12 protein-coding genes are annotated in these 13,179 nt (G+C 46.8%); 8 read left to right on the forward strand and 4 right to left on the reverse strand.

Annotated features, from left to right (window positions below):
- The first annotated feature begins 71 nt into the window (after window positions 1–71).
- The 4 genes from JSY36_RS06195 to JSY36_RS06210 all read left to right on the forward strand — a co-directional run bounded on the left by JSY36_RS06195 (window position 72) and on the right by JSY36_RS06210 (window position 4,087).
- Window positions 72–638: a TetR/AcrR family transcriptional regulator gene (locus tag JSY36_RS06195; RefSeq protein WP_205165698.1), complete on the forward strand. Its 567-nt coding sequence runs from the start codon at window positions 72–74 to the stop codon at window positions 636–638.
- Window positions 639–666: 28 nt separating this feature from the next.
- The gene (locus tag JSY36_RS06200; RefSeq protein WP_205165699.1) at window positions 667–2,088 is read left to right on the forward strand and encodes a serine hydrolase domain-containing protein; all 1,422 of its coding nucleotides are present in this window, start codon (window positions 667–669) and stop codon (window positions 2,086–2,088) included.
- A 233-nt stretch (window positions 2,089–2,321) separates the two neighbouring features.
- Window positions 2,322–2,822 (forward strand): ArsR/SmtB family transcription factor, encoded by a 501-nt coding sequence (locus JSY36_RS06205; protein ID WP_205165700.1) that lies wholly within the window; start codon window positions 2,322–2,324, stop codon window positions 2,820–2,822.
- Window positions 2,819–4,087 carry an MFS transporter gene (locus JSY36_RS06210; RefSeq protein WP_205165701.1) on the forward strand — a complete coding sequence of 423 codons (1,269 nt, stop codon included), beginning with the start codon at window positions 2,819–2,821 and terminating at the stop codon, window positions 4,085–4,087. The genes JSY36_RS06205 and JSY36_RS06210 overlap by 4 nt, the downstream gene beginning before the upstream one ends.
- Window positions 4,088–4,211: 124 nt before the next feature.
- On the opposite strand, the gene JSY36_RS06215 is transcribed toward JSY36_RS06210, so the two are convergent.
- Window positions 4,212–5,843, reverse strand: coding sequence for a sodium:solute symporter family transporter (locus JSY36_RS06215; RefSeq protein ID WP_205165741.1), 1,632 nt, complete (start codon window positions 5,841–5,843; stop codon window positions 4,212–4,214).
- A gap of 127 nt (window positions 5,844–5,970) precedes the next feature.
- Window positions 5,971–6,525: a choline uptake/conversion transcriptional regulator CudC gene (gene cudC / locus JSY36_RS06220; RefSeq protein WP_122901187.1), complete on the reverse strand. Its 555-nt coding sequence runs from the start codon at window positions 6,523–6,525 to the stop codon at window positions 5,971–5,973.
- A 282-nt stretch (window positions 6,526–6,807) separates the two neighbouring features.
- On the opposite strand from cudC, the gene betB reads away from it, so the two are divergent.
- From betB to JSY36_RS06235, 3 genes are all read left to right on the forward strand, one after another.
- On the forward strand, window positions 6,808–8,268 hold the full coding sequence (gene betB, locus JSY36_RS06225; RefSeq protein ID WP_236784641.1) for a betaine-aldehyde dehydrogenase: 1,461 nt from the start codon (window positions 6,808–6,810) through the stop codon (window positions 8,266–8,268).
- 144 nt (window positions 8,269–8,412) lie between these two features.
- Window positions 8,413–9,621, forward strand: coding sequence for an iron-containing alcohol dehydrogenase (locus JSY36_RS06230; RefSeq protein ID WP_122901191.1), 1,209 nt, complete (start codon window positions 8,413–8,415; stop codon window positions 9,619–9,621).
- Window positions 9,622–9,746: 125 nt separating this feature from the next.
- A complete protein-coding gene (locus JSY36_RS06235) occupies window positions 9,747–10,058 on the forward strand; it encodes a hypothetical protein (protein WP_205165703.1) in 312 nt (103 codons plus the stop codon).
- Window positions 10,059–10,281: 223 nt separating this feature from the next.
- Here JSY36_RS06235 and JSY36_RS06240 read toward each other — a convergent pair whose 3' ends face one another.
- The gene (locus JSY36_RS06240) at window positions 10,282–10,908 is read right to left on the reverse strand and encodes an FMN-dependent NADH-azoreductase (RefSeq protein WP_205165704.1); all 627 of its coding nucleotides are present in this window, start codon (window positions 10,906–10,908) and stop codon (window positions 10,282–10,284) included.
- Between the two features lie 90 nt (window positions 10,909–10,998).
- On the reverse strand, window positions 10,999–11,436 hold the full coding sequence (locus tag JSY36_RS06245) for a MarR family winged helix-turn-helix transcriptional regulator (RefSeq protein WP_205165705.1): 438 nt from the start codon (window positions 11,434–11,436) through the stop codon (window positions 10,999–11,001).
- 319 nt (window positions 11,437–11,755) lie between these two features.
- Here JSY36_RS06245 and JSY36_RS06250 point away from each other — a divergent pair, with 319 nt between their 5' ends.
- Complete coding sequence (locus JSY36_RS06250; RefSeq protein WP_336511450.1) at window positions 11,756–12,598, forward strand: pirin family protein; 843 nt, start codon at window positions 11,756–11,758, stop codon at window positions 12,596–12,598.
- The last annotated feature ends 581 nt before the right edge of the window (window positions 12,599–13,179 follow it).

Genomic DNA, 13,179 nt, shown 5'->3' on the forward strand with positions numbered 1-13,179 from the left:
ATCGATTTCCAACGCTTTACTATTTAAAATATAACTAACTAATTAGTTAGTTTTCGACAGAGGTGATCATCATGAAAAAAGGCGAACGAACGAAACAAATCATTTTCGATACCGCCACACAATTAATCGCCGAAAAAGGCTTTAAGGGCACAACCGTAAGCGAAGTGGTGAAGGCTGCGGGCTATACACAAGCCGCTTTTTATCTTCATTTTAAAAGCAAGGACGACTTGCTCGCTGAGATTGTAGATACGTTTGAAGTACGCCTGGCAGCTCTTACGGATGCCAGTAAAACGCTGAGAGACCCGTCAGGAAAACTAGAAGAAGAAATGCCACGGACCTATACGGCAATATTCACGTTTTTGGGAGACCATTCAAATGAGCTGAAAATTGTACTCGCAAGCGAACAAGGAATCAAGGTAAGAAAAAAGATTACCGATATCCTTTCAGCGAACATGAAAATGCATCAGGCAAACGGAGCTGTGAGGGGTGATGTTGATCCAAACCTCCTGGCAGAAGCCATTACCGCATCAATCGAACAACTGACATACCAGTATCTCGTCACCGGTGAGAAAACAGCTGAAGAACTGGGGAAGCAGACAGCCTTCTTATACCTTTACGGGATGATAAAAAATAAATAGTCGAATTAGGTTATGGGGGACTTGTTAAATGAAAAAAGCAATGGTTTGTTTCTTTTTGTTTCTGATGATTGTTCCTTCCGTTACGCTTGCAGACATGAGTGACGAGCTCGACAGCTACATGGAAGAAGCGTTGGAGAAATACGATATTCCCGGAGCTTCACTCTCCATTGTGGAAGGGGACGGACTTTTTTATCAAAACAGCTGGGGAGATAGGAGTGATGGGTCACATGTAACCGAAGTTTCTCCATTTATCATTGGCTCTGTGAGCAAGCCCCTGACCGCTTTGGCGATAATGATACTGGCTGATGACGGCGTTGTTGGGCTTGAGGATTCGATTGACCAGCATCTTCCGTGGTTTTCATATGATTCTCCGACTGGTGAGATGATCACCATTCAGCACCTGCTGGAACTAAAGAGCGGAATCGCTCCTGAGGACAGTCACCGGGTGACGGATGATTTCACTACGGCAACGATACGAGAAGCTGCAGAAGAGTTAAACGGTATTACTCTGGCAAAAGCTCCTGGAGAGCACTACGACTATTTGTCTGTGAATTACATTTTACTGGGAGCGATCATTGAAGACGTTTCAGGCGAGTCCTTTGCTGAATTTATGGACAATCGCATTTTTTCACCACTTGAAATGACCAACACAACGGCGGATTACTATGAGGAGTTGGCACTTGGGTATTTGCCGGGCTATGAGTCCTGGTTTGGTATGGCTGTAAAAAGCGACGGGTTCTATGACCCCTCCGGAGCTCCGTACGGATATATCGTTTCAAGTGCTGAAGACATGGCAACGTTTCTGTCCTTTCTTTTAGAAGGGGGAGTGCTTTTATCTGATGAAATGCGGGCGGTTTATTTATCCGAACCTGGAGAGGGGGAGTCGTACGGGTATGGCTGGCGTTATAAGAATCCGTTTCGTAATTCCACGTTTCCATGGCATCCGGGTGGAACACCGGGCTACCGGTCAGAAGTTTTCCTGCTTCCTGAAGAAAACCTAGGCGCAGTGCTTCTCACAAATAAGTTTCACCAGATGGAGGCAGAGCAGTACCTTTCCATCATGGAAGGGGTTCGTACCATTTTGAATGAAGAAGAGATCCACACCTTACCGGACTTAACGAATACCATCCAGTGGTTTCTCTTAGGTTCAGTGACCGTTTTTCTTTTCACCGCTGTAACTTCTGGGACTGTTCTTGCAAAAAAAATGAAGGCAATTAAACTGTGGACAGGAATAGGGGTTTTTTCCATCGTTTTCGGCCTGAGCTTCATTTTTCTATTTTCACGTTTAATCCAAACACCTTGGACTATGATCCGTCTCTATACACCGGACATCGCTGTTTTGATTCAGGCTCATGCAGCTGTTTTTTTCGGGTATGGGATGTTGCTCTGTGTTATTGGTGTGTTTAAGATGAAAAAAGCAGGTATCAAGAGAGTCCCCATATCAGACTGATGATGGTGCGGTGATATTTCAGGTGCTGTCCGGTTTCTTCCGGATATCGCTGACGTGCCGATATCCGGACTGGCGTTTGCGTTATGTCTGAGCATAGCTGTTGCGTGAAACACGGGAGAGAATTTCCGTGTTTTTTATTTTTGAAAAAACATACACATTTTTCCTTTTTTGTGTTAATCTAATTTTACAGATCATTGAACTAAATAATTAGATCAGATTGGGAGGGGAAAACAATGAGCGGAAAAAACAAGTCTATGAACATCTCTATCGGACAGGCGAAATTGTTGGGAAGTGCACTCAGAGTTAAAATTATCAGCCAGCTGATCGACGAACCGAAAACTTCAAAGCAGGTGGCGAACCTGATTGGAGAGTCTCCGGGCAATGTACACTATCACATTAAAAAGCTTCATGACGGGGGACTCCTTGAACTGGTTGAGGAAAAAAAGCTCGGCGGCGTGGTTGAAAAATACTACCGATCCGTGGCTTCAAGGTTCCATTCACCTGAAGGAGCCACCGACCCCGCGTTGGAAGAAGGGTTCAAATCAAAAGATTCGTCCTTCACGAGTGTCCGTCTTCAGCTTAGTCCTGAACAACGGAAGGATTTTCACGAAGAGGTGATGGATTTACTTGAAAAGTGGGTGAAACGAACCGCTGCCGAACCTGGCGGTGAAAGCGAGGAGTTCAGCGTCGGGGTAAAAGTCGTGTCAACGGAAGCGAAGGGAGACGGGGAATGAAGCTCTTTTTGAATAAGAACTTTTCGTTTATGTTTTTTGGCCGGGTTGTGACAAACATCGGGGACAGTCTCTACGCGGTTGCTGCCATGTGGCTCGTTTACGATCTGGGAGGATCCACGTTTTACACAGGTCTGGCAGGATTTTTATCCATTGTGCCAAGAATTATTCAGCTTCTGGGCGGCCCCATCATCGACCGGCTTCCTGTAAAAAGGCTGCTTTTGACGACACAGCTGTTGCAGGCAGGGTTACTGCTGCTCATCCCGGTGGCAGCGTACGCCGGTTTTTTGACCGTCACGCTTGTGCTCGTAATCACGCCGCTCCTGGCTACGTTAAACACGTTTGTTTATCCTGCTCAGATGGCCGCGCTGCCGGAAATTGTGAAAAAAGAGGAGCTGACAAAAGCCAACTCATATTTCACCGTGGCCTATCAGGGAATTGATGTAGCCTGTAACGCCATAGCCGGCGTTCTCATCGTTGCTCTAGGGGCTGTCTCGATTTATCTCCTTGATTCCGTCATGTTTTTAGTCGGAGCGGTTCTTTTCTTCTTTCTCCGGCTGCCTGGGAAAAAAGCATCCCCTCAGAAACCGGGTGCCGCGTCACACATTAAGACTTACACCCGTGAATTAAAAGTAGGAATTGCGGTTTTATTTAACAAAACCCTGTCCCGGTTACTCCTCGGGGTCATCGGTATTAATCTTGTGGGAGGGGCCACCTTTGTTGTTCTGCCGGCGTTCGGTGATGAGCGGGGAGGGGCGGAGATTTTCGGTTTCCTTCTCATGGCTCAGGCTGCAGGTAGTTTAACAGGAGCGCTCCTTACGCCATATTTAAAGCTTGAACGATTCGGTCTGGGTCGTGTATATGGAATTGCATTCGTGTTAAGCGGTTTCTTGTGGGCTGTTTCTGTGTTGAGTCCTTGGACGTGGATGATGATTGTGTTGTACGGACTAGCGTGGCTTCCTGGGGGCGTGACAAATATCTTAATCATGACGTGTTTGCAAAAAGGGATACCGAAAGCGTTCCTCGGACGGGTCCTTTCAGCGGTTTACAGCATCAGCGGGATTGCACTTCCGCTCGGTTCACTGACAGGAGGAGCGCTCGGGGTAGTTGTCGGAAGCACGGCGATCATCTTTTTGAGCGGCCTCGTCGTTACCCTCACCGGCCTGTTCTGGCTGCTGGACCGGAAAACACGATCACTGCCTAAAATTGAAGAGATCAATGAGGAGTCGTTTATAAAAAAAGAAACAGCCAAAGTGATGGCTGTTTAATAGAAAGAAAGTGAATGTTTCATTGGATACTGAATTAGAGAAAGAGAAAATAACTACGATTTCGACAAAAACCGGGTGGTGACAGGCACCAAGAAAAAGGCACCTCACTTGAGGCGCCTTCGTTTTACCCTTCCTTTGGTGTATTCCGGTCTCTCTCATGCGGCATGAGAAGCGGAAGCGGCTTGCATTTTTTCTTTGTAAGTTCAGATACCACAAAAATCGTGATGAATGCCATAATCATGGCAAACGTACGGAACGGGAACAATACGAGACCGTCTTCCACCATTGGATACGGGAGGAATGCCGGCAGTCCGAATGTCGGTTCACCGCCGCCAAGACGGAGGAACACGGCTACAATCAGACCGCTCAGGGAACCGTAGAAGTTAGCGTTCCGGTAAAAGAGGGCCATCGTTAACTGCGGGAATAAAATACAGTAAACGAGGTCCGATGCCAGGTACCAGAGCGTATATACACTCTGTACACTTAAAGCAATAATCATGGCTGTTGTTCCCACAATAATGATGCTTCGCTTGATCATTTTCTTTACTTGTTCATCAGATACACGCTTTTTCACCAGTGGACGGTACACATTCCATCCTGCCATGGAAGAAGCAGAGAGAATGGAGGAGTCCATGGAAGACATGACTGCCGCAGCCAGGGCTCCGAGCCCTATTGCTGCAATCCATTCCGGTGTTAAAAAGCGCAGTACCATCGGCAGAACCATTGCCGGGTTGTCAGGTGCCGTTGTACCGACAGCTGCCCAGTCTGCATTGTAGCCGATAACCCCGATAAGGACAGCCGGAATAGCAGCTAAAATACAGATGAAACCGGCCGCGATGGAAAGCCACATGGCTGTTTTTTCATTTTTCGCCGATAACACCCGCTGGAAGTAGACCTGCCAGGCGATACCGCCAAATACTAGTAACAGGGCGTAGTCCCACCAGTGCCAGTACCAGTTGCCCCAGTCTTCATGACGCCAGCCATCCAGCGGAGGAAACAGGTTCGCATAGGAGCCAAGCTCAGCTGAGTATGTTGACCATGCCGTGCTCAGACCTCCGACATGTGGCAAAGCAAACGGGAGAACAAGGAATAAACCTACTATTAAAATACCTAATTGAATCAAATCGGTGTAGGCAACGGCCCACATACCGCCGAGTACCGTATAGGCAATTGCGATAACACCTGAAATAATGATGGAAGTTGTAAAATCAATCCCTAAAATCGTGCCAAAGGTAGTCCCGAGAGCAGTCAGGATTGCCGCACTCCAGAACAGTTCACCGAGAAGTGCCGGAATGTATAGAACCCCGGCCAGCTTGCTTCCGAATCGCTGTTCAAGAGGGTCAATAATTGTCATAAATTCATAGCGGCGCATCTTTCGTGCGTAAAAGATACCCCCGATAATTAAACTGAGTGCGTAGCCCCACGGAGCCTGCGCCCAGACGAGCCCGTCACTGTAAGTAAATTCGGCGGTTCCGTTAATGTATCCGCCTCCGACCCAGGTTGCCGCCATCGTGAACATGGCAACGGTAATCGGGATGCTTCGTTTTGCCACCATCATATCACTCAGTGTATTCGACTGCTTGGCTGCAACAAAGGCTCCGATGTAATAGATGAGAGCATAAAAGACAAGCATGCTTATAAAGCCGCCCCAGTGCATGTCGGTGTTGCTAAAAGCCAAATACACAAATAGTCCTGCAAATATTGCAATAAACCCTATCGTTTTGTACGAATTTTTCTGTGTTTCTGTCACTTGTATCAACTCCAACGACGATGTTTTAATAATGAAAAATTCTAAATATTCAGTTATTTACATTCGGAAATGCGCCTTTTTGAAAAAATAGACGGACCTATTCCAAAGGTGCGCGCATTTTCTTAATAAGACGTTACTCCTTTTTGTTTTCCACCGGAACAGATTCAAAAATCCTTCCGCTTCGGATGCTTGCAACGAGACTTTCAAGCCAGTAGTAGTAAGGTTTCGAGTTTTCAAGCTGTCTGTACACTTTCAATGCTTCTTCTCTGGCTTCATGTGAAGAAGATTCTGAGTGTAATACTTCGTCCAGCATCTTCTGAGCATCGGCAATCGCTTCAAGATTCAGCTTTACTTCCCGTTCCCACTTATGTGTGAAGAACTTATTAAAGAAGCGGAAGAAATCTTTTTCAGCCTGGTAGATGTTTTTGCGGCTGCCCCGCTTAAACGATTTCTTCACAATTTCATAATCCTGAAGTTTTTTGACACCGGTACTCATGCTCGGTTTACTCATTTCCAGCTTCGTGCGCATCTGGTCCAACGTCATATCCTCTTCAAAGTACATCGTACCGTATAACGTACCCGTACTTCGTGTGACCCCGTACAAATCCATTGTTTCTGCAATAGAATCAATGACAAGATCTTTAGCGTCATCGATGATCTGCTTATCTTGATCTTCGTTAGGGCTCATATAACAACCTCCTTCGCCCAGATCAAAATTAAGTTCGTTAAGTTTTTTCTTTACAACCTTTATACTAACGAAAGATAGAGATTTGTCAAACATATGTCCGAATTTATTTTTTCTTCTTATATAGGCTGATTTGGCGGTGAAAATCTTTTTAGGTTATCCTTTGACAACTTTTTTTAGTCATGTTAGGTTTGTATTGTTCGTTCAGAACGTTAAATAAAAATTTAACAAACTTAATTCCTGGAATGAATGCCAAAGGAGGAAGGTTCATTGACACTACAAAAAATGTTTATCGATGGTGAATGGATCGATGCACAGTCCGGTGAGACTCGCGAAATCATTAATCCATTTAACCAGGAAGTCATTGCAACAGCAGTAGAAGGTGACCGAAACGATGCGAAGAAAGCGATTGAAGCTGCGCGTCGTGCCTTTGATGAAGGTTCCTGGGCCCAAACGCCTGCCAGTGAACGGGGAGAACTCGTTCAGAAGATTGCCGATCTTATCCGTCGGGATCAAGAAGAACTGGCAAAGCTTGAAACCCTTGATACAGGAAAAACAGTAGAAGAAAGCCGTGCAGATATGGCGGACATTGCAAATGTCTTTCAGTATTTTGCCGGACTTGCAGATAAAGATGCGGGCGAAGTAATCGCATCACCAATTCCTGATTCTGAAAGCCGGGTTGTCCGAGAGCCTGTAGGAGTATGTTCACAGATCACACCTTGGAACTATCCGCTGTTACAGGCAGCATGGAAGATTGCTCCGGCTCTTGCAACAGGAAACACAATTATTATGAAGCCAAGTGAAATCACACCGCTTACGACAGTAAAAGTATTTGAGCTGATGGAAGAAGCAGGAGTACCTAAGGGCGTAGCCAACCTTGTCCTTGGTGCGGGAAGCACTGTCGGCGCTGAAATGTCTGAAAGCCATCTGGTTGATCTCGTTTCTTTCACAGGCGGAATTGAAACAGGCAAGAAGATCATGCAGGCGGCAAGCGGCAATGTGAAAAAGATTGCCCTTGAGCTTGGAGGGAAAAACCCGAACATCGTCTTTGCAGATGCTGATTTTGAAACAGCTGTGGACCAGGCCCTTAATGCGGTTTATTTCCACGCAGGTCAGGTATGTTCAGCAGGTTCCCGTCTTCTTGTGGAAGAAAGCATCCACGACACGTTCGTTGAAGCTCTTGTGGAGCGTGCGAAACGCATCCGTCTTGGTAACGGATTTGACGATGCGACAGAAAGCGGTCCCCTAATCTCAGCGGAACACCGTGATAAAGTAGAAAGCTATATTAAGATCGGCCAGGATGAAGGCGCGACGCTGGCCGTTGGCGGTAAACGCCCTGAAGCTTCCGAACTGAAAGACGGTTTCTTCCTTGAGCCGGCGATCTTTACAGGATGCACATCGGACATGCGTATCGTCCAGGAAGAAGTCTTCGGTCCGGTCCTCACTGTAGAAACGTTCAAGACAGCTGACGAAGCGGTTCAAAAGGCAAATGACACGATTTACGGTCTTGCCGGCGCTGTCTGGTCAAATGACATCAGTAAAGCGGAAGACGCCGCGGCGAAACTCCGCATGGGAACAGTATGGATCAACGATTTCCACCCATACTTCGCGCAAGCACCATGGGGCGGCTTCAAGCAGTCCGGCTTCGGCCGTGAGCTGGGGAAAATCGGCTTTGAAGAGTACACGGAAGCGAAGCACATCTTCCGGAACAAAAAGCCGGCACCGGTTAACTGGTTTAATTCCTAGGCCGTATTCTTTGATTTATAAAAGTGTTGATTGAAGCGCATAGGAGCGGAAATCAACATCCAGATTTTAAAAACCGGGCTGGCGGTCCGTCCGCCGCCTGGGTAACAAATACAAGACTAAAACTTTTTCAGGAGGTTTTTTACCATGAGTTTAAACATGAAAGTCGAACACATGATGAACTATCACACATTTGAAATACCTACTACTATCAAGCACGGAATCGGTGCGATTGAGCATATCGGGGAAGAAGTTAAAGCATTGGGCTCAGACAAAGTTCTTCTCGTAACTGACCCTGGTATTTATGATGCAGGTGTTGTAAACCCGGTAATTGAACATCTTGAAAAATCCGGCGTTGACGTGGTTGTCTTTAACAAAGTTGAGCCAAACCCACCAGTACGCCTTGTATCTGAAGGCTCTAAAGTGTATGCAGAAGAAGGCTGTAACGGTCTTGTAGCTGTTGGAGGCGGAAGCTCCATGGATACAGCGAAAGCGATCGGGGTAGAAGCGACACACGAAGGAACGGTTCTTGACTATGAAGCAGCAGAAGGCAAAAAGCCGCTGGAAAACCGCATTCCTCCACTGACAACCATCCCGACAACTGCCGGTACTGGTTCTGAAGTTACGCAGTGGGCGGTTATCACAGACGAAGACCGTGAATTCAAATTTAACACTGGCGGGCCATTAATCGCGGCTCACCTGACAATCATTGATCCTAAGTTGCACGTATCCATGCCTCCACATGTAACGGCAATGACAGGTGTAGACGCACTTGCCCACGCCATCGAGTGCTACACAATGAAATTTGCCCAGCCGATTACGGACTCTGTTGCGTTAACAGCAATGGAATACGCAGCAACGTATATCCGCCGTGCCTACGCTGACGGGGAAGACCTTGAAGCGCGCTATGGTATGGCTCAGGCTGCGATGCTTGCAGGGCTTTCCTATGGAAGTGAATCTGCCGGTGCTGCCCACGCCATGAGTCAGACACTGGGCGGTATCATCCCTGTCGCACACGGTCAGGCTGTGGCAGCGATGATGGGACCAGTGATGGAGTTCAACTGGAAAGGAAACCCTGAGAAGTTTGCCCGTATGGCACAGGCATTCGGCATTAACACATTCAACATGACAACAGAAGAAGCGGCACGAGCTGCAGTAAACTGGATGTACGAGCTTGTGGAAGACCTCGACATTCCATCCCTTGAAGAGCAAGGCGTACCTGCAGATCAGCTTGAGCGCTTTGCTAAAGAAGCGATGAATGATCCGCAGACTGTAGGAAACCCACGTGACCTCACTGTCCGTGACTACGAGTGGATCTACAAGCGCTGCTTCGGCCAGGTTGATAAGAAAGTTTAATTATTGATTCAGACAGACATCCCGGGACACTGGTTCCGGGGTGTTTTTTGTTGGTAGGATGCGTTTAATCTGGCCAGGAAAAAGGGAATGAGTGTAGAAGATGGATTTATATGGGAGGATCTGTTATGGCAGACGTTTCATTAACGAAGAAAGAGAAACGCCGTGTTTATTTATACAGGCCGGTGATGATGAGCGCCGTCGGTTTTGTTACGCTCATCTTGCTTGAGGTTGGCTGGCCGAATCCTGTATCAATGTTTGGAATTATGACGGGGTTTTTCATCGGTAATTTTTTAGCCGTGAAATGGAAGCCGGAAGCGGTGAAGAACGATCCTTCGAAAAAGCCTTCGAAAAAACAGAAGGTTGGAAGAGTTGTTTCCTATATATTGTTGGGAACCATTTTTTTCGTTTTGCTCGTCCGGTTTTTTATCCTGATATAATGGGGCTGAAATGATATGGTTTTCAGCATAAGCCTTCGATTGTTTAAGATAAAATAGAATTTGTCAGGATATATCTCTAAATGTTCAGGATAAACAAACGTTTAGACCTGAGCATGATGCTGTTCGCAGGAGCAATCCTCCGGTCGAGTTCATAAAACCAAAAACCCCGGGACGATCACCTGTGAATGGTGATCGTCCCGGGGGAAATGTGCATATTCAGACTCTAAAACTGATGGGACAGCTCTTCCGCACGCTCAAGACCATCACGGATAATTTCTTCTGCTTTATCCGGATACTGGTTATGGCCCTCAACAACAACCGTAGAAATATCCTTGATACCCCAGAAGCTGAGCATATTCTGCACATAATTTACCGCCATCTCCACAGACTGCGCCGGCCCCTCGGAATACACACCGCCGCGGGCGTTCAGGATCACAGCCTTCTTATCGTCTAAAAGACCAACGGGTCCATCCGGCGTGTAGCTGAACGTTTCGCCGGCCTGTGCAAGGTAGTCAAGATACGTATGAAGCGCCGCAGGAACGGTGAAGTTCCAAAGTGGAAAAGCAAAGACAATCTTGTCTGCATCAAGGAACTGATTCAGGTAACGGGAAACCGTTTCTGTTGCCTCTATTTCAGACTCGGTCAATTCCATTCCTTTCGCACGTTTGAACATACCGTTGATTTTATCAAGGTCATAGTAAGGAAGGTTTTCCTCAAACAAGTCGAGCTCTGTAATCTGATCGTCCGGGTGGAATTTTCTATAATTCTCAAGGAACGTGTGGTATAGCTGCACGCTCACGGATTGCTCGTAGGGACGAGGATTTGCTTTGATGAATAATACGTTTGCCATGGTGAATTCCTCCATTAGAGTATTTTAGTTGCTATAGCAACCTTAAGGGATGGATAATGTTGCTGTAGCAACTATAAAGGATAATACAGCTTATTGTCCAGCATAAAGCACATTGCTGTTCATTTTCGTAAGCAGTCTTTCCAGCTCCAGCAGTTCTTCTTTGGAAATGCCGTCACAGACGGTTTCGTTGAACGCCTCTGCCACAGGAATAACTCGATCGCCGAGAGCTTTTCCCTTTTCGGTCAGACAAAGGCGCAGCGAGCGGCGGTCACCTTCTACAGGGAGCCGTTTAATAAACCCTTTCCTCTCAAGGCTGGACGCCATTCTGGCAATGTTCGTCTTGTCCTTGTTTAAGTGAAAGGCAAGCTGGCTTTGTTCCATGCCGTCTTTTTCCCAGAGAAGCATCATAATCAGGTTCTGTTCAGGTGCCAGATTAAATTCCTTGAGCTTTTCTTTAATAAAGCTCGTGAGAATGAGGTCTGTCTTATGAATTTTAATGCTGATATAGTCTGTAAATGATAGCTTCATCGGGTTCGCCTCCTGGCTGCTGATGCTGAGGCCACTGAAAAAGTACAAAACAACTTTTTCGGTGCCTTTTATTTAAGTTGCAATGGCTCCATTCGGCCTGTTACGGGAATCCCACACATAACAGGCTTTTAAAAGATGCAACCGTTACGCTCATTGCTTAGAAGGCATTGGAAAAAGGTAAAGATCGAACTTTTTCAGTACCTTCGCTGATGCTGGTACGAGTATAAAGAAAGCTCAGGTCCTTTGTCAATAGGTTTGAGCAAATAAGTTGCTATAGCAACGAATTGCTGGTACCTTCATAATCAGAGGAGTGATTACCGTGAGACGAAATGTAAAAGAGCATTGGTACGTGAAGTATGAAGAGGCTGATTTTCCCTTTATCCAGAAAGGCTGGGTTTTGCCCGCTGACCGGTGGAAGGATTTTGATCCATTCATTTTGATGGCCGAAGACTGGTTTAAAAAGGGGGCATTCTCCGATCATCCCCACAGGGGCTTTCAGACGCTCACCTATGTGATTGACGGACGGCTGGAGCACAGCGATAACGCTGGGGGACACGGAATCCTCGAGCCCGGTGACATTCAGTATATGAACGCAGGCTGGACGGCACGCCATGCCGAAGAAGGCGTGGAGGACGACATCGCTCACACACTGCAGCTTTGGATTAATTCTCCTGCTGAATTGAAAAACTCGGAAACGTTTTATCAGAACGTGCTAAGTGAAGACGCACCCGTTGTGGAAGTAGAAGGAGGATCGGCGAAGGTGTTTGCCGGAGAGGTACACGGGAAGAAAGGACCGTTAAACGCCGTTGTTCCTATGACTGTGACTGAAGTGTCTCTTGAGGAAGGAGCTTCGTACATCCACGAGCTGCCTGCCGGTCACAACGCCTTTCTTTATGTATTAAGAGGAGAAATGGCCTTTGGCGAAGACCCGGTCACGCTGAAAAAGCACGGTGTCGCAACTCTTACGTACGAAGGAGGAGCAGAGGGGAAGAGCGAGCTTCAGATCAAAGCAAAGAGCCGCCGGCCAAAAGTGCTCGTCTACTCCGGGAAGCCGATCCAAGAGGACATCGTTCCCTACGGTCCGTTTGTGATGAATTCCATGGATGAAATCAAACAGGCTTTTCAGGATTTTCATGCCGGGAAATTTAAAGCGCCTAAATAAATCCAGCGGTATCTTGAATGCCACAATACTATAGAATATCCAAATCCGAGACCAATCAAAAAGTGAAAGAATACGAACGTCAAAACCTAAACCAAACGATAGTCTAAATAGAGGCTGGGACAGCAGTTTTTTAGCCAACGAGAATCCGAACGGATCATGTGCGGTGCAAATAAACCGCTCCTGAAATATACTTCGCTTTCCGCGGGAAGCGGGTTACCCTCCGCGTGCTACGCCCTGCGGGGTCTCACCTTTGCTTTTCAGAAGGCACTGAAAAAGTTCGATTTTTAACTTTTCCAGTGCCTTCTAAGCAATGAGCGTAACGGTTGCCATTTTTTAAAGCCTGGTATGAGTGGGTTTCTCGTATCAGGCGCGCAACCGCTGAAGCCATTGCCACTATAATAAAAGCCACTAAAAAAGTTGTTTTGTACTTTTTCAGTGGCTTCCTTTCATCCCGCAGGAGCATTCCTGTTAGTAGGTGAAGTGGCCTCTTGCACAAAAAAAGGTCCTCCGTTATGATGCAGGTTGCGAACCCAATACACCAAGAGGAGGACCTTTTGATGCATCATAATCGAAATTACAAA

Origin of the sequence: Alteribacter salitolerans (assembly GCF_016901055.1) — a bacterium.
GTDB lineage: Bacteria > Bacillota > Bacilli > Bacillales > Salisediminibacteriaceae > Alteribacter > Alteribacter keqinensis.